General features: G+C 35.3%; 22 protein-coding genes. 15 read left to right on the forward strand and 7 right to left on the reverse strand.

What is annotated here, in order from left to right:
* Positions 1 to 3: 3 nt before the first annotated feature.
* The 6 genes from OL225_RS17365 to OL225_RS17390 all read left to right on the forward strand — a co-directional run bounded on the left by OL225_RS17365 (position 4) and on the right by OL225_RS17390 (position 3,764).
* Positions 4 to 543, forward strand: coding sequence for an NADPH-dependent FMN reductase (locus OL225_RS17365; RefSeq protein WP_264519068.1), 540 nt, complete (start codon positions 4 to 6; stop codon positions 541 to 543).
* Entirely contained in the window at positions 536 to 1,114 is a 579-nt protein-coding gene (locus tag OL225_RS17370; protein ID WP_047373662.1) for a TMEM175 family protein, read from the forward strand. Before OL225_RS17365 ends, OL225_RS17370 begins: the two co-directional genes overlap by 8 nt.
* Position 1,115: 1 nt before the next feature.
* Entirely contained in the window at positions 1,116 to 1,334 is a 219-nt protein-coding gene (locus OL225_RS17375) for a (4Fe-4S)-binding protein (RefSeq protein WP_047373661.1), read from the forward strand.
* Positions 1,334 to 1,729, forward strand: coding sequence for an OsmC family protein (locus OL225_RS17380; protein ID WP_264519069.1), 396 nt, complete (start codon positions 1,334 to 1,336; stop codon positions 1,727 to 1,729). The genes OL225_RS17375 and OL225_RS17380 overlap by 1 nt, the downstream gene beginning before the upstream one ends.
* Position 1,730: 1 nt before the next feature.
* Entirely contained in the window at positions 1,731 to 2,018 is a 288-nt protein-coding gene (locus tag OL225_RS17385) for a GNAT family N-acetyltransferase (protein ID WP_174525205.1), read from the forward strand.
* A 186-nt stretch (positions 2,019 to 2,204) separates the two neighbouring features.
* Complete coding sequence (locus tag OL225_RS17390) at positions 2,205 to 3,764, forward strand: sodium:solute symporter (RefSeq protein ID WP_047373659.1); 1,560 nt, start codon at positions 2,205 to 2,207, stop codon at positions 3,762 to 3,764.
* Positions 3,765 to 3,828: 64 nt separating this feature from the next.
* Here the strand turns inward: OL225_RS17390 and OL225_RS17395 are convergent, their stop codons facing one another.
* Complete coding sequence (locus OL225_RS17395; RefSeq protein WP_052184538.1) at positions 3,829 to 6,066, reverse strand: reprolysin-like metallopeptidase; 2,238 nt, start codon at positions 6,064 to 6,066, stop codon at positions 3,829 to 3,831.
* A gap of 327 nt (positions 6,067 to 6,393) precedes the next feature.
* Between OL225_RS17395 and OL225_RS17400 the strand changes: the two genes are divergently transcribed.
* The 3 genes from OL225_RS17400 to OL225_RS17410 all read left to right on the forward strand — a co-directional run bounded on the left by OL225_RS17400 (position 6,394) and on the right by OL225_RS17410 (position 8,852).
* Positions 6,394 to 6,912 carry a hypothetical protein gene (locus OL225_RS17400; protein WP_264519070.1) on the forward strand — a complete coding sequence of 173 codons (519 nt, stop codon included), beginning with the start codon at positions 6,394 to 6,396 and terminating at the stop codon, positions 6,910 to 6,912.
* Between the two features lie 107 nt (positions 6,913 to 7,019).
* Positions 7,020 to 7,874 carry a transketolase gene (locus OL225_RS17405; RefSeq protein WP_264519204.1) on the forward strand — a complete coding sequence of 285 codons (855 nt, stop codon included), beginning with the start codon at positions 7,020 to 7,022 and terminating at the stop codon, positions 7,872 to 7,874.
* A gap of 30 nt (positions 7,875 to 7,904) precedes the next feature.
* Entirely contained in the window at positions 7,905 to 8,852 is a 948-nt protein-coding gene (locus tag OL225_RS17410; protein WP_047373656.1) for a transketolase family protein, read from the forward strand.
* Between the two features lie 195 nt (positions 8,853 to 9,047).
* Here OL225_RS17410 and OL225_RS17415 read toward each other — a convergent pair whose 3' ends face one another.
* The 3 genes from OL225_RS17415 to OL225_RS17425 form a co-directional block, all read right to left on the reverse strand.
* On the reverse strand, positions 9,048 to 9,569 hold the full coding sequence (locus OL225_RS17415) for a hypothetical protein (protein WP_264519071.1): 522 nt from the start codon (positions 9,567 to 9,569) through the stop codon (positions 9,048 to 9,050).
* Positions 9,547 to 10,026 (reverse strand): hypothetical protein, encoded by a 480-nt coding sequence (locus tag OL225_RS17420; RefSeq protein WP_052184537.1) that lies wholly within the window; start codon positions 10,024 to 10,026, stop codon positions 9,547 to 9,549. Before OL225_RS17420 ends, OL225_RS17415 begins: the two co-directional genes overlap by 23 nt.
* Before the next feature lie 151 nt (positions 10,027 to 10,177).
* Positions 10,178 to 10,711: a DUF4303 domain-containing protein gene (locus tag OL225_RS17425; RefSeq protein ID WP_047373655.1), complete on the reverse strand. Its 534-nt coding sequence runs from the start codon at positions 10,709 to 10,711 to the stop codon at positions 10,178 to 10,180.
* 898 nt (positions 10,712 to 11,609) lie between these two features.
* On the opposite strand from OL225_RS17425, the gene OL225_RS17430 reads away from it, so the two are divergent.
* The 6 genes from OL225_RS17430 (at position 11,610) to gwsS (ending at position 15,860) form a co-directional block, all read left to right on the forward strand.
* Positions 11,610 to 11,795: a TIGR04139 family peptide modification target gene (locus tag OL225_RS17430; protein ID WP_264519072.1), complete on the forward strand. Its 186-nt coding sequence runs from the start codon at positions 11,610 to 11,612 to the stop codon at positions 11,793 to 11,795.
* 97 nt (positions 11,796 to 11,892) lie between these two features.
* Positions 11,893 to 12,762: a hypothetical protein gene (locus OL225_RS17435; protein ID WP_264519073.1), complete on the forward strand. Its 870-nt coding sequence runs from the start codon at positions 11,893 to 11,895 to the stop codon at positions 12,760 to 12,762.
* Positions 12,759 to 13,664 (forward strand): grasp-with-spasm system ATP-grasp peptide maturase, encoded by a 906-nt coding sequence (gene gwsG / locus OL225_RS17440; protein ID WP_264519074.1) that lies wholly within the window; start codon positions 12,759 to 12,761, stop codon positions 13,662 to 13,664. Before OL225_RS17435 ends, gwsG begins: the two co-directional genes overlap by 4 nt.
* Complete coding sequence (locus OL225_RS17445) at positions 13,661 to 13,840, forward strand: hypothetical protein (RefSeq protein ID WP_264519075.1); 180 nt, start codon at positions 13,661 to 13,663, stop codon at positions 13,838 to 13,840. Before gwsG ends, OL225_RS17445 begins: the two co-directional genes overlap by 4 nt.
* A 224-nt stretch (positions 13,841 to 14,064) precedes the next feature.
* Positions 14,065 to 14,757 (forward strand): hypothetical protein, encoded by a 693-nt coding sequence (locus OL225_RS17450; RefSeq protein ID WP_264519076.1) that lies wholly within the window; start codon positions 14,065 to 14,067, stop codon positions 14,755 to 14,757.
* A gap of 32 nt (positions 14,758 to 14,789) precedes the next feature.
* On the forward strand, positions 14,790 to 15,860 hold the full coding sequence (gwsS, locus tag OL225_RS17455) for a grasp-with-spasm system SPASM domain peptide maturase (protein WP_264519077.1): 1,071 nt from the start codon (positions 14,790 to 14,792) through the stop codon (positions 15,858 to 15,860).
* 86 nt (positions 15,861 to 15,946) lie between these two features.
* Here gwsS and OL225_RS17460 read toward each other — a convergent pair whose 3' ends face one another.
* The 3 genes from OL225_RS17460 to OL225_RS17470 all read right to left on the reverse strand — a co-directional run bounded on the left by OL225_RS17460 (position 15,947) and on the right by OL225_RS17470 (position 21,795).
* Positions 15,947 to 16,324: a hypothetical protein gene (locus OL225_RS17460; RefSeq protein WP_047373649.1), complete on the reverse strand. Its 378-nt coding sequence runs from the start codon at positions 16,322 to 16,324 to the stop codon at positions 15,947 to 15,949.
* 69 nt (positions 16,325 to 16,393) lie between these two features.
* Positions 16,394 to 16,864 (reverse strand): Lrp/AsnC family transcriptional regulator, encoded by a 471-nt coding sequence (locus tag OL225_RS17465; protein ID WP_034696982.1) that lies wholly within the window; start codon positions 16,862 to 16,864, stop codon positions 16,394 to 16,396.
* A gap of 134 nt (positions 16,865 to 16,998) precedes the next feature.
* Positions 16,999 to 21,795, reverse strand: a complete 4,797-nt coding sequence (locus OL225_RS17470) for a translocation/assembly module TamB (RefSeq protein WP_264519078.1) — start codon at positions 21,793 to 21,795, stop codon at positions 16,999 to 17,001.
* Position 21,796 lies beyond the last annotated feature (1 nt).

Consider the following 21,796-nt stretch of genomic DNA (forward strand, 5'->3'; position numbering starts at 1 on the left):
ACCATGAAAATATTAGCATTTGCCGGAAGTACATCTTCCACTTCTATCAACAGGGAACTGGTAAAATTTGTTCTGAAAGATTTTCAGGACGAGGAAATCAATCTGATTGACCTCAACGATTTTACCATGCCTGTATTCTCTGTAGATCTTGAAAAGAAAGGTTTTCCGGATGAAGCCCATCATTTTTTAAAAGTTATTGAAGAATGTGATGTGATCATCTGCTCTCTTGCGGAGCACAACCGTTCTTACAGTTCAGCGTTTAAAAATGTTTTTGACTGGTCTTCAAGGATCAATGTAAAAGTGTTTCAGAATAAGCCGATGCTTTTGATGAGCACCTCTCCGGGAGGCTATGGCGGAGGCAATGTAATGAATACGGCAAAAACATTTTTCCCACAGTTTGCAGCAGATATCAAAGATACTTTTTCACTGCCGAAGTTTTATGAAAATTTTGACATGGAAAGCGGAGTCATCAATCCGGATATGCTGAATGATCTGAAGGGTAAAATACAAAACTTTAAAAATCAGGTTAAAGCGAATGACTAAAGGAAGATTAGAGGCATTCAGTGATGGTGTCCTTGCTATTATTATCACCATTATGGTACTGGAATTGAAAGTACCAGAAGGAAATAGCTGGGCCAGCCTCAAACCTCTCCTTCCTAAGTTTCTGGCTTATATTTTCAGTTTTATTTATGTAGGAATCTACTGGAACAACCATCATCATTTGTTTCAGACGGTAAAAAAAGTAAATGGCAGTATTCTTTGGGCCAATCTTCATCTGCTGTTCTGGCTTTCTCTGATGCCTGTTGCTACGGAATGGATCGGAACAACCGGTTTTGCTAAAAATCCTGTTGCAGTGTATGGTATCGGGCTCATTATGGCAGCAATTGCTTATACCATTCTGGAGCATGTCATTATCCGGTGCGAGGGTGAAGATTCAAAGCTGAAAGAAGCTATTCATTCAAAATATAAAGAATATATCTCTATTGTATTTTATGTCCTGGGAATCGCTACTTCATTTTTTTATCCTTATATTGCCATAGGTTTTTATTATATCGTGGCTCTCATATGGCTGATTCCGGACAGAAGAATCGAAAAATCATTAAAAGAAAATTGATATGGAAACACACGAATATCCCAACGGTAATATCACCGTCATCTGGCAGCCTCAAAAGTGTATCCACTCGGCTGTATGTGTAAAATTGCTTCCCAAAGTCTACAATCCTAAAGAAAGACCTTGGATAAAAGCAGAGAATGCAAGCCCGGAAGAACTCAGAACACAGATAGACCAATGCCCTTCAGGTGCATTAAGTTATAAATTCAATACAGAAAAATAATGGCGGTAACGGTAAAAGCAAGTTTAGGAAAAATAAAATATTATACAGAAGTAACAGCCGGCGAAAATAAAATCATTACGGATGAACCGATTGATAAAGGCGGACAAAACAAAGGTCTTAATCCAATGGAAATTCTGGCTACGTCACTGGCAAGCTGTACAGCAGCTACCTTGAGAATGTATATTGAAAGAAAGGAATGGGATGTAGAAAACATCAATGTAGAAGTAGAGCTTGAAAATTTCCCATTAACAAAAAGAGCGGTTTTCAAAAGAGATATCAGCTTTGACGGAATTCTGGATGATGAGCAGCTGAAAAGACTGCACACCATTGCTGATGCATGCCCAGTTCATAAAATATTAACCAACGACATAGAAATACTAACTAAATTCTCATAACATGATCGAAGTAAAACAAAACAACGACGAGAAACACGGAAGTTTTGAAGCTTTCATAGATGGAAAACGCGCAGGAATGATGACGTATACCTGGGCCGGAGAAGAAAGATTTATTATAGACCACACCGAGGTGGAAGAAGCTTACAACGGAAAAGGTGTAGGCAAGGAAATGCTTCTGGCAGCAGTAGATTTTGCCAGAAAAAATGATAAGAAGATTATTCCCCTCTGCCCTTTTGCTAAGGCAAGTTTCCAGAAAAGTGAGGAACTTCAGGATGTTTTAGTGAATTAGTCACTGTATTCTAACCTTACCATACAACCCTTCCAGAAAAATTTCTGGAAGGGTTTTTATTTTTATACAAAATACAGACTGTAAAGCAAATTTATAATCATACTTTGTTTTGAAACCAACAGTATTTTAAATTCATGATTCACGACTGATCTTTTTTATATATTTGCTAAAATTTAAAAATCAAGCATGAATTCAGGAACTATCCTTTTGCTATTTGTTTTCATCTATTTTATCGGCCTTTTGGTGATTTCTTATTTCACCAGCCGAAATTCTGATAACCAGTCATTTTTTATCGGTAACAAAAAGAGTAAATGGTGGCTCGTTGCATTCGGGATGATAGGAACCAGCTTAAGCGGGGTTACTTTTATTTCTGTTCCGGGAACGGTAGGAAAAATGACCGGCTCCGAATATATCTACGGAGGTTTTGAGTACTATATGATGGTAATCGGTTTTTTCATCGGATATTTTATTGTGGCAGCAATATTGCTCCCGCTTTATTATAAGATGAATCTGACGTCTATTTATACCTATCTGGGAAAAAGATTCAATGTAGAAGCTCACAAAATAGGTTCTATCTTTTTTATTATTTCAAGAGCGATTGGTGCTACGGCAAGATTATATCTGGTAGTTAACGTTTTACAGATATTTTTACTTGAAGGACTGGGAGTTCCGTTTTGGGTAACTTCTCTTGTTCTCTTGCTGATGGTACTTCTGTATACTTTTGAAGGCGGTGTAAAGACGATTGTCATTACAGATACACTGCAGACTTCTTTTATGATTATCAGTCTTGTAGCATGTATTGTTTATATTTTATCAAACCTGAATTTATCATTTGGGGAAGCTTATACTATTCTGGAACAGAAAAACTACACCCATTTTATCAATTTTGATCCGAATTCCAAAACCTTTTTCCTGAAAACAATTCTGGGTGGAATTTTTATTACAATTGCTATGACAGGACTGGATCAGGAAATGATGCAAAAAAACATCTCTGTAGATAATCTTAAGAATTCAAAGAAAAACATGCTGACTTTTGCAGGAACACTTCTTATAGTAAACCTTGCATTCTTATTCCTTGGAGGATTATTATATCTTTTTGCTTTGCAACACGGAGCAGAATATGGAACTCTAAACTCTGAAACGATAACTAATATTTTCGGATTTAAAGATGCTGCAGGAAATATTAAAAATGTAATGGGAGATGACCTTTTCCCAGCCTTATCGCTTCAGGGATACTTCCCAATGATGATTTCCGTTATTTTTATTATCGGACTGATCTCAGCATTATTTCCTTCTGCTGACGGTGCTTTAACGGCTGTAACAAGTTCGTATTGTGTAGATTTATTAAATCTTAATGAGGATAAAACCAAAACTGAAAAAGAGAAGAAACGCCTTCGTATGAAAGTACATTTGATTTTCACAGTAGTTTTCTTTATCCTGATCATGGTTTTCAAAACATTAAATGACAAATCTATTGTTTATCTCATCATGGAAATTGCCGGATATACTTACGGGCCGCTTTTAGGGCTTTTTGCTTTCGGAATTTTCACGAAGTTTCAGATCTCCAGAAAATATTCCATCCTTGCAGTGACTATTTTAGCGCCTGTACTTACCTATCTGATCAACCTCGCGGTTACCACTTATACCGATTACAAAATCGGCGTGGAACTGATTGTTCTTAACGGATTACTGACCTTTATAGGTCTGTGGCTGGTAAAAAACAAAAACTATTTAAAAGTTGTTTAATCTTTATAAAATAAAAAAAGGCTGTCTTCAGGACAGCCTTTTTTATTTTTAATGAATGGATTTTTTATTCTTTAATCCACTTGAATGTTTTCTCTAAATTTTTAGATTTAACTTTGATCAGATAATCACCTTTAACCAATTGTGACAAATCAAAAGTACCTACTTTATCATGGTTCAATTTATTATTGGCTTGAGTGAATACTAATTTTCCGCTTACATCATATACCGTCATATCATACACTTCATTTGAATTAGTAAATTTAATATTCAGAAGTCCTTTACTTGGATTAGGGTATACAACGAATACATCTTTGTTTGAAGCTGTTTCGCTCACTCCCAATGTCTGAGTGATGGTAAAGTTAATAGGGTTAATATTGTAAAATACATTTGTCTCTGCTGCCACCATAATTCTGGCCTGTGTGGTCGTTACATTAGGAATGGTAACGGTCTGTGAGCCATCGTTCGGAGTGGAACCTAAAATAAGCGTAGGGTATGTAAGACCTCCATCTGTAGAAAGGAAAATGTTTACAGTAGCACAATTTACAGGGAAGGCAGTTGTATTGGCTACATCCCATGTTATGGTCTGAGTAGAATTACCCGCCCAGTTTACAGCTGTAGTAGGTGCAGTGACATTGAACGGCCCTGAATTTCCATCAACAGTAATGATAGCATCATCATTGGTAACTCCTGCACAACCTGCGTTATTATCTCTTACAGTCAGTCTGAACTCCATGGTTCTGGCATAAGATGGTCTAACTTCTCCTTTGGATACAGTTCCATTGATGACGTCTGTAAGTTTCGGGAAATATCTGTAAGGAACAGTTACAGGCACATATGATCTGAATATAGCAGCATTACCTGTTGGGGCATTCCAATCACCTGCCGGGCCTACATCATTCTGTTCCCAACTGTAAGTAAGTGGATTGTTATCTATATCTGTAGCTGACCCTTCCAATCTAAATGGTGTACTCTTAGGTATAGTAAAATCACCTCCGGCATTTACAGAAGGCGGAAAATTATTAGAAGGAATTGTCACCTGACATGTTGTTGACTGAACTTTCGCTGTAATAGACTGGAATGATTTGGTGTGGAAAGTAGGAATACTGTTAGCAGCTAAGTTATTGGTACTTCCACAAATTCCTGCGTACGCCATAATGGTAATTCCGCTTCCAGGTTCTACAGCATTGGTAGCACTTCGGTTTCCACCTCCGCAGCTTCCTGTAGTTGCATTAAAAGTATGCGGACCTCCAAACTGATGTCCTACTTCATGTGCTACATAATCAATATCGTAAGGGTCACCCACCGGGTTAGGGGAACCGGTAATTCCTCTACCTTTATTGGAATTGTTACAGATTACTCCAAGGCCTGCCAATCCGCCTCCTCCGGTACTGAAGGTATGCCCGATGTCATAATTGGCATTTCCGATCAATGCATCAATCTGAGTCTGGCTTTCATTAATTAATGTACCAGCGGCATCATTTCCGGTAAAAGGATCTGTTGCAGAATTTGTAAAGATGACATTGGTTTCACTATCCACTAATACCAATCTTGAAGCTACTTCCTGTTCGTATACTCCATTTACTCTGTTTACAGAAGTTACAATTGCTGATAAAGTCTGGGCAACAGTAGGTGTTGCTGAGCCTGTTGCTGCTTTTGCATACTGATTGGTACAAGCCACAGCAAACCTAAAAACTCTAATTTGAGTTCCTACGCTTGGACTTACGGTTTTTTGAGCGTTTTTTTTTCCCAATGGAGAATCGTCCTCGTCTTTTACTCCGCACGATCTTGGATTTTTATCAATTAAGTCACTTTTTTTATAAATGATATAATTGTTAATATCCTGTTTTGCATAAGGATCAATGTAAGTATCACCTGCTACCACAGATTTTATCTGCGCGTGAAACCCAAGTTCGGTAAAATCAAGTTTTATAGTAGCATATTGGTCATCAACTCCCTGTCCTGTAAAAGTAATGATCTGTGGAAACTGGCTGGCCAATCCGGGAGCCATTACTGAAGATTTCCAGATTTTGAATTTCGCTTTCTTACCGTCAGGCATTGGCAGCACAATAATGGGTGCATTATCTTTACGGTCGTTGTCTTTCAATTCCGGAACAGAATTAAAATAACTTTTCATTCCAGCCACGTCCAATGTATAGGTCAATGCCTTTTCCGGTTGTACTGTCCTGTTTTTAGGATCTGCTTTGATGGACCTCTCACTGATCACTGTAAAAAAGTCCTGTGCTTTCAATGAGGAAACAGATATAACCAGTATCCCCAAATAAAATAATTGTTTAATTTTCATATATAATGGTTTGTAATTTTTATTAATTCAACTAACAAGACCAAAAACTAAAAAATAATCAGTTAAAGGTTCATAAATCAAATAATATTGAATTATAAAATTAGTTAAATTTATTCAAATATTATATATGAAAATTTAAAAAAAGTATGTTTTTTTTGCACAAACAGCAACAATCAAGCTACCACAAAGCCTTCAACTCAATATGTAAATTTTCTTTATTTAAATAACTAATTTTATAGACTTTTTCATTTTAATTATCTTTGATGAGAATTATATAAATTCATTCAAAAATTTAATAAAATAAAAAGAAACAGAAATTAAAAAACTATGAAAAAAATTATCTCAATCTTCATGTTTGCATTAACATTTAGTTACATGAATGCTCAGGAAAATTTTGAAGTCTCAACATTAAGAATCGGGCCGTTTAAAGTTTTTATGCCCAAGGTTGAAGCTGAAAAAATAGCAGGAACAAAACTTACGAACTCTGGTGGAGAGAAAAAAAACAGCGTAAAGTATAATGGGGAAACAATCCAGATTGATCTTTTCGACAATTATATCAATGAAGCCAATCCGAGTGTTCCTTCCATTACTTACATGACAACAGCGAGTAAAAAGTTTAAGACCAAAAGCGGAATTGGAGTGGGAAGTACGAGAGATGATCTGATCAATGCTTACAGAAACTATCCCAACTTCAGTGTGCGCCCGGATTGGGATGACAATAGCAAACCTATCAAAGATTCCGGTTATTTTAATATTGAAGACAGTCAGGCAGGAACGCTGTTAAGCTTTAAATTTGTTAATAATATTGTTACAGAAATATCCGTTTACCTCAATGAAGGCTGTTAAAAGCGGAAAAATATTCAAATCAATTAAAATCCGGATTTTTAGATCTGGATTTTTGCATTTCCATAAGCCGGTAAAAAATTGTAAATTCGCGTGCAAATAAATCAGACATAATGAGTAAAAGTATTGAAGAGCTAAAATCTCTTACTACGCAGATCAGAAGAGACATTTTAAGAATGGTTCATGCTGTAAATTCAGGGCACCCGGGCGGAAGTTTAGGTTGTACAGAATACTTCACAGCCCTTTATGGAAAGGTAATGAACTATAAACTTCCTTTCACAATGGAAGGCAAAAATGAAGATCATTTTTATCTATCAAACGGGCATATTTCTCCGGTATTCTACTCTACACTGGCAAGATTCGGTTTCTTCCCTGTTCAAGAGCTGAGCACTTTCAGAAAACTAGATTCAAGATTACAGGGGCACCCGACTACTCATGAGGGACTTCCAGGGGTAAGAATCGCTTCAGGTTCTCTTGGACAAGGACTTTCTGTAGCTCTTGGTGTGGCTCAAGGTAAAAAATTAGATGGCGATCAATCTCTTGTTTACTCTCTTCACGGAGACGGTGAACTTCAGGAAGGTCAGGTTTGGGAAGCATTAATGTATGCTGCTGCTAAAAAAGTAGATAATATCATCTCTACAATTGACTACAATGGTCGTCAGATTGATGGGGATACAGATGATGTATTAAGCTTAGGAAATCTTCATGCAAAACTTGAAGCATTCGGATGGATTGTTTTGGAAGAAAAGAACGGTAATGATCTTGAAGCTGTGATTGCAATCCTTGAGAAAGCAAAAACAGAAACTGGGAAAGGAAAACCGGTAGCCATCCTTCTTCATACAGAAATGGGTTACGGAGTTGATTATATGATGGGATCTCATGCTTGGCATGGTAAAGCTCCTAATGATGAGCAGTTAGACACAGCATTCAAGCAATTGTACCTAGAAGCTCCAGCTGATTACTAATATCTTAACATCTCGATTAATACAATAAAAATGAAATATACATATACAGAAAAAAAGGACACTCGTTCAGGATTCGGAGCAGGATTAGCAGAACTAGCTGACAAAAATCCTAATGTAGTAGCACTTTGCGCAGACCTTATCGGTTCTTTGAAAATGGAGAAATTCATTGAGAAGGCTCCGGAAAGATTCTTCCAGATAGGGATTGCAGAAGCTAACATGATGGGGATTGCTGCAGGTCTTAGCATTACAGGAAAAATTCCTTTTACAGGAACTTTTGCTAACTTCTCTACTTCAAGAGTATATGATCAGATCCGTCAGTCTATCGCTTATTCTAACAAAAATGTAAAAATCTGTGCATCTCACGCAGGTCTTACTTTAGGAGAAGATGGAGCTACTCACCAGGTTCTTGAAGACATTGGTATGATGAAAATGCTTCCTGGAATGACGGTTATCAACACTTGTGACTACAATCAGACTAAAGCTGCTACCCTGGCGATTGCGGATTTCGAAGGTCCTGTATATTTAAGATTCGGAAGACCGGTAGTTCCTGTTTTCATCCCGGAAGATATGCCTTTCGAGATCGGAAAAGGAATTATGCTTCAGGAAGGTACTGATGTAACAATTGTTGCAACAGGACACCTTGTTTGGGAGTCTCTTGTTGCTGCTGATGAGCTTGAAAAAGAAGGTATTTCTTGTGAGGTAATCAACATCCACACAATTAAGCCTCTTGATGAAGAGATCATTTTAAAATCTGTTGAAAAAACAGGTAAAATTGTAACGGCTGAAGAGCACAACTATCTTGGTGGTTTAGGAGAATCAGTTGCAGGTATGCTTGCAAGAAAAAGACCTACAAAACAGGAATTTGTAGCAGTAAATGATACTTTCGGAGAATCTGCAACACCAGCAGAACTGATGAAGAAGTATAAAATTGATGCTGCAGCAGTGAAAGAAGCTGTAAAGAGAATTTTAGCGAACTAAGAATTAGCAATAATAATATAGCCCCGGCCGGTTCTCTGAACCGGCCGGGGTTTTTGTTGACAGAATTATAAAAAATTTTTTACTATTGCGTTATAGACCACCCCGTCAAAAATTCTTTGAATTTTTGCCACCCCTCCGGAGGAGGGGAATGGCTATACACCTGTTTATCGTAGTATTAGTTTTTACCCTGTATTGTTATTGTTCTGGTAGCTGATTTAGGGGAATTCCAACCGCGATCAAAATAGGGCATAAGATTCTTTCGACATACTCATCTTCCCTTCTATTGGATGCTTTTGAACCAGAAAAGTAATGGCTTATTCTATAGTTTTTCACAAACTGATTTCTTTTTTTCCCGATTGAATAATAGTATCCCCCTCTTTCATCATTGATAAAATAGGTCATTTCATTAAAATTCATCAGCTTTTTAGACCGTAAAAGTTTTCTGTAGATGCACTTCTCTGATTTATCAAAAATAAATTTCACAGGAATTCTGAAAAACAGATCAAACAGGAAATAGACCATATAAATTGCCCACAATCCCAATGCAATTTTGAACTGGTCTCCGGACATTTTATCCATAAAATAATATATAATCGTGGGAAGAGCAATTACCCCTAATGCCATCCACCATACCAAAGTACGCAGGAAACTGTAATTGGGCATGAAGCTTATTTCACTTCCATTTTCTTCAAACTTATAACGGTCTTGGATGTCCATTCTCAGGATTATTAATATTCATAATATCCTCTGTTTCATTCACCATCTTTTGTATCCCTTTCTGAGTAAGCGCCTGGCCTATTGTAAGCTGTTTTTCTTTACCATCTACTACAAAATAAACAGACAGCATTACATTGGTGGTGATAAAGCCCATATACTTTGTTGCCAGCACATGAAAGTTGCTGAAATTCTCTATCGGATAGGTTCTGGCCGGGACAAAAATGGTATGTTTCCCTGTAATCGTCATGCGATCCATATCAATGATAAATTTCTTAGTGAAAAAATTCACCAGAATAAGTGCTACCACGGCAATGATTACATAGCTAAGAGTCCTTACGCTGTTAAAGAGTAATCCAGCTACAATCAGGAAGATAATGCAGAGCACCGTAATAAACACTGGTTGATTTTTAAAAATATATTGGTTTCCTTCCTGTTTGTAAAATTTGTAGTTATTCATAATTAATGTAATTGTTGTTTAAATTTTAGTTTTGATTTGATGGTATAAAAACGACTTATAGGGACAGTGATTTATAAGAGGCATCTGAGACAATTATTTTATCGGGCTTCATATGTATATATTTAAAGTGTTTTTTTAATTCGTCATTCTTTTAATTGCCCCAGGTAGCCATCCAATTCAGATATTCACTTTTGTATTCATTATTGTTAAGTTTGGTGATAAGGTTTTTCAGTTCTTCTTTCTCAAACTCATAATCAGAAACTGTGAAAATCAGGAAAATATCTTTGCCTGTGATCTTTGCGAAAAAGTTTTCATTTTTAAGTTTTTCCAGTACTTCAATACAAATGGAATACAACTTAGCCTGAAAACTTTCAAACCATTGATCATCGTCATCATGCTTATCCAGTTCTGCTCTCAGCTGAGTACAGATTTTATTGAATTCTTCATCGGCTCCTTCCATTTCATAGGCCCATTCTGCCGGTTCATATTTATAATAAAGAGCATCGTCCTCATCTGCTTTCTCCATTACTTTCAATGTATTGGCAGCGGGGCAAACCGTCATTGCCCCCTCATCACTATACAGTGCAAAACTATAAATCCCCTCTGCTCCATGTTTTTCATACACTTCTAAAAAAGCTTTCCTGGCTGCGTCTTCAATCCGCTGTTTCAAAATTTCAAAATCCATACTTCTATTCTTTTTTAAAATGGGCGGTAAAAATACCTTAATCCTATCAAATCAGAACATTATATTCTTTAGAAGTACAGCCAAATTCATGATTATAGCTATTGTATTTTATAATTTTATGATCAGTTGTTTGGGGCATTCCCACATATAGCCCCTGTTTTTGATTAATCCACAATGCACAAGACAGAAAAGTGTAGAATGATAAAATATCCATTAAAAAAGAAGTTTAGTTCAATGAAAATATGTTTTTAGACTTTTTCAAGAGTATTTTATAAATAAACTCTGACTGCATTTACTTTTATACTTTAAATCACTAAAGTTTTTCTATTTAGGTCAAAAGCTTCATTTTTATGACTTATCATAGCCACTTAGATACGAGTAAGTGTAAAATAAGATTTTTTTGTGAAAATTTATACGATTTCTAGATCGTTTTTTATTCAAAACCATTACTTTTTTGCCAACAACATCATTAGAAATATACAAATTTCTTTAAAAATGAGTTCGTCAACCTCTTATTTTCAGTATAAATTTGCTTATTCTTCTATATTGTACAATAGAAAATATTACCATACAACCTCCGGTTAAAGACTGTAGTTTTCTTTAGATAATCATCATGTAATTTATACTTTTTCAAATTTCAAATATTTCACCAAAACTCAGCTCTCATTCATAGCAAAATTTGCATTTGTGTATAGAGTAAAATACAAATCATTTACACATTATATCCCATTGAAGTGATGTGATATTTTTTAGTTTTGAAAACATCAACGTTGACGAAAAGATTCTGCATGTTTAAATTGTATGTGTACAGTATATGATAAACAAAAGAATTATTCACCCCAATGTCAGGGTTTGTATGGCAAAAATGATTTTATACAACACAACAAAAATTATCAAAATGAAAAAATTAATCGGTATGAAGAGAGATTTCTCTTCATTGGAAAACAAAAAGATGAAAGATCTTCAATCTATCAAAGGTGGAGAACAAACTGCTATCAACTATGTTTCTACAAACAGAGGAGAAGTATATGACAAAGAAACCTGGGTAGACCACAAGCTTTCTTCAACTTTAGAGGTTGGATAAAATTTAGTCTTTATCTATCACACATTGTAAGGGAGGAATTATTTCCTCCTTTTACAAATAAGTATACTCTATTGAATCAATAAAAACCGATTATAAAATGAGACAAAATTTAATTTTGAAATATATAGGACCATTGTTCATTATTCCTTTTATCTTTTCATGTAAAAGTAAAAACAATAATTATATTGTTTATTACAATAGAGTAAATGAAATTGACAGTATATACCGTATAGCCAATCAACCTGAAGAAACTATAAAACAATACCGGAAATTATTTCGGAAATATAATCCGAGAAATCAGGACCGTATTGAAGAATATGAGACGTATATTAAACTGGCTGATCAATATCAAAAAGGGTTCGGAGGAAAGAAGAGTCTTTACAAGCTTATTCCTCTGATTGCTCCTTATGAAGGTTCTCATGAAAAGTATTTTGCATTGTTTCAAAAATATGGCATAGATAGTACCGAAGTAAAACAAAGAATTGCTGACTGGAAAAAAGGTTTGAACAGACAACTGGTAGATTCTTTCAGTATTGCCTTTGTACGTGATCAGGCTGAAGGCAGAAGAAATCCTCAGCTCATGGAAAAGAATGATAAAATAAATGCAGAACTATTGAAATGGACCTTTAAAAACTATGGTTATCCTTCAATACAAAAAATCGGACTTCTCGGAAATGACGGCGTGTTTATGCCCATGCACCCCTTGTTCAGCCATATGATAGAATCAAAAGAGTATAATTATTTCAAAACGAAAATGCTGGAATATATAAAATCTGGCGATTGCATTCCAAAAGATTATGCTAATATGGTAGACAGACATGATCTCCAAATCAGTAAACAAGAAATGCTTTATGGCTCTTATCCTAGTTATACTGCTGTCATTGATACTATAAAAATAAACCAAAACAGAAAGAGAATTGGATTACCTCCGTTAAGACGTTTAAAAGTCAAACAAATTGTGAAATGATACTTATTATTTCTAACAACAATGAAAGGACCACCATGATGATTATAAAATGGCTTATTGCCTTGAAAAAGAAATTTACCCGCATCCATGAAGATGAAGTTTTTGAAATTAAAACTAAAAACAAAAAGATTTTTTTAGAAAGCGACAGAAATTCTTTTTTTCTGGATGAAATCACCAGTGTGTGGTACAGAAGAGGCAGATTAAAGATCAGACGTCTGCGGTATGAAAACAGTTCTGTGAATGCCCATATGAACGAAGTACAGCATTGGCTTGAAGATTATGTAAGAACAAAACTGGAATCCAAGAAACATATCAATAAAGAGAGTAACAGTGATGTTAATAAGTTATTGATATTGGAAGAAGCTATAAAAGCAGGACTAGAGGTTCCGGAATATTTTCTAGCAGACAACACAGATCAGGTATCTCTGAATACAACTATTGTAAAAACAATTGGTGGAAACCCTATTTTGGATAATATTGATACAGATTTAAATGGTATCATGTATACCTCAACTGTACATAAGAGAGAAAAGATGAAGTTCTTTACAACATTCTTTCAACATAAAATTGACAAAGAGTTTGAAGTCAGAACATTCTATTTTAATGGAAAATGTTACTCAATGGCTATTTTTTCTCAAAATGACGAGCAGACCAAGACAGATTTCAGAAAATATAATTTAGAAAAACCAAACAGAAATATCCCCTACAAACTTAGTGTTGACATTGAGCAAAAAATCCATCTTCTGATGAAGACATTAGATCTTAATTGTGGGTCACTGGATTTTATCAAAGGAAAAGATGGAAAATTCTATTTTCTAGAAGTCAATACTATCGGACAGTTCCTGGGGTTGTCTCATACCTGTAATTATTCGTTGGACAAATTAATAGCTGACTATTTATGAAAATTAAAATTAAAGAAAAAAATAAACTGCCACTTACTTTCTGGTATATTGAAACCTTTAATGATCAGAAGCTTAAAAAAGCCAATGATATTATTTATGTTTTAGACTGTGAAAAATATCAGACTAATTTCTACATAAGGGAAAAACCTATGAAATCACTGAACCGGCTATTATGAAGTATTTTAATATAAAAACACATAATAAGGGCTTTAATTTACTGTACATAATTTGTTTGATTCTTTGCCTATTTCTTTGTGCCTGCAAAAATCGAAATTATATTTCCTATTATAATAAGGTCAATGAAATTGACAGTATCTACAGAATGAAGAATGATACTCTTACTGCTATAAAAAAATTTAAAAGAGTATTCCGAAATTTTGAGCCCCGAAATGATGAAAGAATGGAAGAATACGAAAACTATATTAAGTTTTCAGATAAATACAATAAAAATTTTGGAGGAAAAAAAAGTCTATATAAACTTATACCCTTAGTTGCTCCATATTGGAAGTTCAAACGAGAAGATACAGATTTTTTTAAACTATATAAAAAATATGGTATTGATAGTATTACAGTAGAGCAGAAGGTAGTGAAATGGAAAAATTCATTAAACAAGCAACTTATTGATTCTTTTAGGATCGCATTTATCAGGGATCAGGCGAAGGATTCAATAACTGGTCAACAATCATTAAATAATTTCAGAAAAAATGCTGCATTGCTAAAGTGGACATTAGCAAACTATGGCTATCCATCAATGCAAAAAATAGGACTTGAAACAGATGATGGCGTTTTTATGCCAATGTTTATTTATTTAAATCATATGGCACAAATAGAAGATTATGAGTATTTCAAAACCAAACTATTGAACTATATAAAATCCGGTGATCTACCACCGAGAGATTATGTAGAAATGGTAGAAAGACATGTTCAGGTTAATCATTTAAAACCTGTATATGGTGTAAAAAGTACTGATGAAGAAATTATAAAGGATTCTGTGAACATTAATTACAATAGAAAACTTATCGGGCTACAAAGTCTCAAAGTTAGGAGAAAAATAACAAAAGAATTTTTAAAGAATAATTCAAAGAAAAAATAATACAGATCATTTGTTAAAATTTCACATAGCCTATGAAATACTTTAATCTATTTTCAACAATCCTGATCACCAAAGGAGCCAGCAGAATTCTCATTTCGGATCTGCATAGAAATGTATCTGAACTATTTCCTCTGGAATTGTACGAGATTGTAGAAGATATGAAAAATCATTCTCTTGAAGACATTCTAAAAGATTATGATGAAGAATCCACAGCAATTGTTCATGAATATATCAATCTCCTGCTGGAAAAAGAATACGGATTTATTACTGAAAACGATTGGGACAGGAACTTCCCTCCTCTTTCTTATGAATACCATGAGCCCAGTATCATTACAGATCTCTTTATAGAAATGGAAGATATTGTGTTGCTGAAAAAAATAAAACCATCTATAGAAAACCTTGGCATTAAACATTTGGTTATTTACAGTTTAAAACCATTAACAATAAATGAATTCATAGAAATTGATGATGTATTTAAAACCTCCGTGCTTTCGGGAATAGAAATATTCTCTCCGTTTCATAAGGAAACCAATCTATCTTTTATACAGGCTCTTCAAAAAAATACTGTCAGAATATACAGTCTCATTTTTTACAATTGTTTAAGACCTCCTTTCAAAGCTAAAAATGAATATAGATTCTCGCTGAATTTCCTGAAAGATGACCTGAAAATATCTGCCTGTGGAAAAGTGGAACTGAAATATTTCAACACCAACCTTCCAAAAGTACTGGAAGCGATGAACCATAATTCCTGCCTGTATAAAAAGATAGGTATTGACCGAAACGGCAGCATTAAGAACTGTCCGCTGATGGCTGAAAGCTTTGGAAACATTCGGAATAACAACCTTGAAGAAGCTATCACCCAACCTGATTTCAAAAAATACTGGAATCTAACCAAAGACAATATAGAAATCTGTAAAGACTGCGAGTTCCGTTATGTCTGCACAGACTGCAGGGCGTATACCGAAAATGCAGAAAAAAACAAAGAAGGACTCAATATATCAAAACCTCTGAAATGCGGCTATAATCCCTATACAGGAAACTGGGAAGACTGGACAAAAAATCCTTTGAAGCAAAAAAAATTTAATTCGCTAGAACTCAAATAGTATTTCTCATCCCCCTTATATTCAAAAACGGCTTTTAAATTCTATTTAAAAGCCGTTTATTATTTTATTTATAAAGTGATTATTCCTTATTTGAAAAACTTCCATTTCGGGATAATGGCAAGCATTCCGAATCCTGTAAACAGAAAAAGGTTGGTAACATCTGTATATAAGAATGTAGACAGGTAATAATTGTGCATAAAGAAGTGCATCACCAGTAAAGCCGGAAACATGAAGATTCCTATTTTTCTGTAGAAGAACATCAGTACCAGCCCGATCATCATCAATACATCAATTGAAAAAATAACATAGAAATACCACCTTGGGATCTCCAGATATTCATGCTGCAGATATTCATCCACATCTATTCCAAGTCCCATTATAGTAAACAACATTAAGGCTGCAAATGCCAGTACAAATCCCCATCCTTTCTTCGGATCTTCGTCAAAATAGCTGTATTCTTCCATACCTACAAAAATAAAGAACTTATGAGAGATTTCATAAGTTCTTTTATAATTATTCGTTTAAAATTTGACTTATACAGAGATAGCGTTGATCAGTCTGTTTTTGTCACTTAAGAATTCTTCCATAGAAATCATACTTTCAGTTCTCATTACGTCCTGAATGTCATCTATCTGATAAATAATTCTTTTAGCATCATCCGTATTCTTAGCTCTTACTTTACAGAAAATATTATATTTCCCTGAAATAACGCTAGCTTCAATGACGTTAGGTAAAGTTGACAATTCTTTCAATACTTCCTGAGTACGGTTTGATTTTGTCAAAAGGATCCCTATGAAAGCTGTAAAGTGATAATCCAGCTTACCATAATCGATATTAAGAGATGATCCCAAAATAATACCTGCATCTTCCATCTTTTTCACTCTTACGTGAATTGTTCCAGCAGAAACATCCATCTGCTTTGCAATTTCAGTAAAAGGCATTCTTGTGTTTTCTACTAAGAAATCAAGAATTTTCTTGTCTATTTCGTCCAGTTGATAGTTCATATTAGTTAAATTACAATTTCTTTAAAAAATCTATGTATTTTTTGCAAATTTACGAAAAATAATTTAACTAAAAAATATATATCAAATATTAACAATAATTAACACAGATGATAAAAATCATTAAAATATTCTAATTATTTACTATTCGATTTTATAGAATCTGTTTTTATTTCACCTTTTGCATCTGAAGTTTTTTTGTCTTTTTTCTTCTTTTTAAACAAAGAATTGAAGCTTTTACTCCACACAACACCTCCTCCATAGGCTTGATTTGCAGAACCGTTTGTACTCACCATTCCCATACCGATATTGGTAGGTTTAGAATACCCTCGTATGATCAAACTTCCATCATTCTTTTTAGAAAGGTCATATTCTACAGATCCTTCTCCGGAAAGATAGTTATTCTGTGTGTTATCTGTTTTCGATAGAGGAATTCCCAGTCCGGTTTTAATATTAACTCTAGGAGAAAGTGCTACACTTACTCCTGCATTCGCTCTGTCACCAACTGTCGAATTCTGATCTCCTTTTACGTAATTAAGGTCAATCTGGAATTCATTACTCATTGTATTAAGAACAGATCCCAGCTGTTTAAGAAGCATATTATACCCTTGTGATTCTGCAACGTTACCTACATTTACTTCTACTCCACCACTATTGGATACGTTAAAGGTACTCAATAAAAGAACCGAACCGAATTGAAGTACTTTCTCGCCTTCCTGACTCATTTTAGCAGCCAGCGTTTCTCTTACCTGGCTGGACACATCCATAGCAGTTACATTCAGATCAATCTGAGGGTCTACCAAAGATTGGGTAATATGAGCTTGTAACAAAACACTGATAGGCTGTAGTTTTCCCATACTCAGATATTCCCCAACATTGGCCACCATTCTTATATAATTGGCATTAATGTCTAATGCAGGCTTCATAGCATCACCATCCCATCTGATACTACTGTTCCTTTCTATCTGGAAAGTTTTATTAAGAATTGCCTTAGAGACAAATGTTCCGTTATCTACTTTATAAGTACCGCTCATGGCGATATTTCCCTGTCTGTTCATGTGGAACCTCAACGGATCTGCAGAACCTTTTACGGTAATATTTCCTACATCATCTCCCACCAGTACATTTACGGTAGTTCCTTTATCTACGGCCAGATTGAAATCAATATTCATATTGGCTCCTGTTTTCTTCTTTTCTTCCAGTGTAATAAGACCGTCTTTTCCTTCTTTGAGGAACCTCAGCATCTTGAACTCTTCGACATTAGATGTAGAACTGGAATTAAAGGTAAAGGTACTTCCGTTAAGGGCCTTCATATTAGGAGTCGTAATACTTAGTCCTGAAACAGGTCCATCTACATAAAGATCTCCCTGCCCGTAAACTCTTCCCCAGAACAGGTCAAAATCTTTTTGAGTAGTATTAAGCATCAACAGATTGTCTGCCCTCATTACGAGAGATACCCCCATTGAAGAGAGAGTTTCAAACTGGATCGCCCCGGAAACATTTCCTTTAGAATTAGTCCTTCCATCATGCACCTCAATATTGTTGAGAATGGCTAGTCCTTTGGTCAGCTGAATCACAGTATCATCAAACGAATAGTCCACTCCGGTAAATAAAAGCTTTAATCCAAAATCTTTTAAAGCTATATCACCGTTATAATCCAGATTATTGAGCTTTCCATTGATTTTAAGATCTCCGGTTGCTTTTCCTCTAAGATTTCCGAAAATAGTCTGTACAAACTGCTGAGTAAATGAAAGATCAAAATCACGCATTTCCGCCGTAAGATCAATGATGGGAGAAGAGGTATTATTATTAACGGTTCCTGTAAGGTTAAGACTGTTATTTCCAAGGACTCCTGCAGAATGAACTTTTACATCTATATCATAAACGTTCAGTGAGAAACCATTGGTAGCAGAGATAGAGATATCCCCCATATCATTGCCGTTCATCTTGATATCATCAATAGTAAGATCTACCAGTGGCTGAAGAGTGCTTTTGTCCATTTTGATCTTGACACTTCCATTGGCAAGGCCTTTTATACCCATTGTATTTCCCCCTGACTGCATTTCCAGGAGTTTTTCTACAGAAAAATCATTTATATCAGCATCTACATAAAAATCTTTCGCCGATTTAAATTGTGCTTCTTTAATAAGCAAAGCACTTTTATCGGAATAAACCCTCAGGTTTCTGATATCAAAATCTCCTGTATTCCTTCTATAGGTAATGGAGTGATTCAGTTCCGGACTTGTATCTATAGCCCAGGTCACTTCATTGAATTTCACTTCGGTAGGCTCAAATCTGAATACATAATCACCCGCTGCATCGGTAGACTGATCTACATTAATAGCATATTCTTTAAGCTTTTCATTAATTTCATCATCAGGACTTCCATGCTTAAATACGGTAGCTAAATGAAGAGTATTTCCATTCTCATTATTTCCTTTAAGCTCAAAGTCTTTGATTACATTTTTGTTATAAACTACCCTGTTAATCTTTGCATACAACTGCTGGCTAAGATCTGCTGTGTTAATTCTCACTTTAACACTATCCACCATTGCACTGTCTCTGTTAAGATTTTTCCGGTCATTAACTTTATAATCAGGATTGGAATCTGCCAGGGCCTTATCAGCATCTGTAATTTCCTCTTCCTTCGTCATTATATATTTCAAAGAAGCAGCATCCAGATTCAGAATAAGGTTGTTTGAATTTCCGTCGTATTCTCCTTCCACTAAAGCTCCCTGTGGTAGTTTAAGTTCCGGTAAAAAGTAATTTACAAGCCCCTGCTGAACATCAAACTTCAAAGCAAAATTCTGTCCACGGTATAATTTTCTCGGTGGTGGCCCCACCAATATTCTTCCCACTCCGTTTTCTACCATGCCTGCGAGATCTGCAAGGCTATATCTTCCCGATATCTTTCCTGTAGCAGCTCCCGGAGCATCTACATCAATCACACGGCCTCCCGCTTCCACGAATGTCTTTAATTTGGCATTCGGAATAGTATATTTTTGAGTTGCCGTAGCAAAATTCAGATTATTGGCATTGACATCTAAAGTAAGATCATTAATGGAAGACATGGCCATCTTTCCTTCTACCTGACCGCTTACCACCTGACTGCCAGGTTTATTGGTAAAGTAATTCATGTTAAGGTAGGTGACATCCGCGTTCACATCCATAGCAACTCTTGAAGTACTGAAATCTATTAATCCTTTAATCGTTACTTTTGCCTGTTCATCATTAACAGTAATAAGTCCGTTATATTTTTTATGATCCAATAATCCGTCCAGGTATAGATTATTGATCGTTTTATCCATAATTTCAATGCTTGCAATCTGAGATTTAGTTGTCAGACGCATGGTATTAACATCAAAGCTTTGACCATTAAGATCAAATTTACCAGAGATCAAGCCTACTGTTTTATTCTTTGTAATAACAGATGTATTAAGGTCTTTCACATCAAGATAACCGGAATATTTAGGCATTGCAGTGCTGTAACCGGATAAGGTAAGTTTGGATATTTTAGCCTGCCCTATTCCCGTCATTAAATTCCCACTCTCTACATAGATCTGATCCGGATTTACTTTTGCTGTTCCGTTATACTTTAATTTCCCGAAATCATCTGCAAAATTCTTCATCTTTTTGGAGATAAAGGAAGGCATCATTGCTTTTAAATCCTTATAAGTAAAATCTGCGGAAAGATCTTTTGTCTCAATGGCAAAATGTCCTTTCAGCAGGTTATCAACCTTCATTGTTTTGGTTGCAATATTGACGTCAGGATTTCTGATCAGGAAATTTTCCAGATGGAATTTGTTCAGAGGCCCTGTCATTTTCCCCGCAAGGTTGAATGGCTTGATATTATCCCAGTTCGTCACAAAATAACTGATGTCATAACCGCTAAGCTGGCTTCCCTGCTGGATATTCATATCCCAACGCACTTTGTCTGCAAAATCTGCCCAGGACCCGTCATGAAGATTAAATTTAATATCTCCCTGAAGTAAGCTATGATCTGTATTGAGCGTAAGGTCTTTTAACGACAAAAACTGCTTCGTTAGAGACAGTTCTGTTGAAAAAGTATCGACAAAATGAGATTTTCCCCATCTTGAGGTCACAAAAGACATATTATTGATCAACGCCGAAACATTCGGTCCGTTGACTTTTACATTAGGTGCTTTTAAGTTGAATTTTGTTGCCGTAAGCCACTTCCCTTGTTCTCCGGGAGAATTTTCATTGATAATGGAAACTTTAGAATCAATAATCTGAATTCTGGAATTCAGCTGAAAAGGAGGTTTTTTCGGGTCTCTTTTCTTTCCGTTATCGAAGAGGTCAACAAATCTTACAAAGTTTGATATGCTGTCTCCTTTATAAGTAATCACTTTTACATCAGCATTTACCAGAGCCAGGGAGTTAAAACTTAAAGAATTACTGTTTCCTGAGATGGCATTTACAGCAAGAGATATCCAGTCTGAATCTGCACGAAACTCGCGGGCTGTGATAAAATTAAATCCTTTATAGTCTTTTACTTTTAACCCTTTTATTGTTACATCACCGAAGTAGTTTACGTCTACACTTTCTGTAGAAAAATCAGATTTAAAATCATTATTAACAAGCTTTAGCGCCTGATCTGCTGCCCATTTTTTCGTTACCGGAAGATTGACGGCAATAAGTACTCCTCCTACAAGAAAAATACCAAGCCAAAAGAGAATTAAGAGAAGTTTTGCCCACCAGGTATAGCTGGTAACATCCTTCACAGCCTGTTTCCCAAACTCTTCAGCCGTTTCCACAGGATGATGTATGGCATCTGAAGCCAGCTCAGATGCTTCTTTTACTGTCTCCCGAACTTTTTCTTCTACATTTTCGACAGTTTTCTGTACCTGATCACCTAGGTTTTCAGCTACTGATTTTTTATTCTCATTCTCGTTATTATTCTCTAACTTTGCCATT

Origin of the sequence: Chryseobacterium viscerum (genome assembly GCF_025949665.1) — a bacterium.
In the GTDB taxonomy this organism is placed as follows: Bacteria; Bacteroidota; Bacteroidia; order Flavobacteriales; family Weeksellaceae; genus Chryseobacterium; species Chryseobacterium viscerum_A.

Coding starts and splice junctions, on each gene's coding strand:
- OL225_RS17365 (WP_264519068.1), top strand. CDS start 4: ATGAAAATATTAGCATTTGCCGGAAGTACATCTTCCACTTCTATCAAC.
- OL225_RS17370 (WP_047373662.1), top strand. CDS start 536: ATGACTAAAGGAAGATTAGAGGCATTCAGTGATGGTGTCCTTGCTATT.
- OL225_RS17375 (WP_047373661.1), top strand. CDS start 1,116: ATGGAAACACACGAATATCCCAACGGTAATATCACCGTCATCTGGCAG.
- OL225_RS17380 (WP_264519069.1), top strand. CDS start 1,334: ATGGCGGTAACGGTAAAAGCAAGTTTAGGAAAAATAAAATATTATACA.
- OL225_RS17385 (WP_174525205.1), top strand. CDS start 1,731: ATGATCGAAGTAAAACAAAACAACGACGAGAAACACGGAAGTTTTGAA.
- OL225_RS17390 (WP_047373659.1), top strand. CDS start 2,205: ATGAATTCAGGAACTATCCTTTTGCTATTTGTTTTCATCTATTTTATC.
- OL225_RS17395 (WP_052184538.1), bottom strand. CDS start 6,066: ATGAAAATTAAACAATTATTTTATTTGGGGATACTGGTTATATCTGTT.
- OL225_RS17400 (WP_264519070.1), top strand. CDS start 6,394: ATGAAAAAAATTATCTCAATCTTCATGTTTGCATTAACATTTAGTTAC.
- OL225_RS17410 (WP_047373656.1), top strand. CDS start 7,905: ATGAAATATACATATACAGAAAAAAAGGACACTCGTTCAGGATTCGGA.
- OL225_RS17415 (WP_264519071.1), bottom strand. CDS start 9,569: ATGGACATCCAAGACCGTTATAAGTTTGAAGAAAATGGAAGTGAAATA.
- OL225_RS17420 (WP_052184537.1), bottom strand. CDS start 10,026: ATGAATAACTACAAATTTTACAAACAGGAAGGAAACCAATATATTTTT.
- OL225_RS17425 (WP_047373655.1), bottom strand. CDS start 10,711: ATGGATTTTGAAATTTTGAAACAGCGGATTGAAGACGCAGCCAGGAAA.
- OL225_RS17430 (WP_264519072.1), top strand. CDS start 11,610: ATGAAAAAATTAATCGGTATGAAGAGAGATTTCTCTTCATTGGAAAAC.
- OL225_RS17435 (WP_264519073.1), top strand. CDS start 11,893: ATGAGACAAAATTTAATTTTGAAATATATAGGACCATTGTTCATTATT.
- gwsG (WP_264519074.1), top strand. CDS start 12,759: ATGATACTTATTATTTCTAACAACAATGAAAGGACCACCATGATGATT.
- OL225_RS17445 (WP_264519075.1), top strand. CDS start 13,661: ATGAAAATTAAAATTAAAGAAAAAAATAAACTGCCACTTACTTTCTGG.
- OL225_RS17450 (WP_264519076.1), top strand. CDS start 14,065: ATGGAAGAATACGAAAACTATATTAAGTTTTCAGATAAATACAATAAA.
- gwsS (WP_264519077.1), top strand. CDS start 14,790: ATGAAATACTTTAATCTATTTTCAACAATCCTGATCACCAAAGGAGCC.
- OL225_RS17460 (WP_047373649.1), bottom strand. CDS start 16,324: ATGGAAGAATACAGCTATTTTGACGAAGATCCGAAGAAAGGATGGGGA.
- OL225_RS17465 (WP_034696982.1), bottom strand. CDS start 16,864: ATGAACTATCAACTGGACGAAATAGACAAGAAAATTCTTGATTTCTTA.
- OL225_RS17470 (WP_264519078.1), bottom strand. CDS start 21,795: ATGGCAAAGTTAGAGAATAATAACGAGAATGAGAATAAAAAATCAGTA.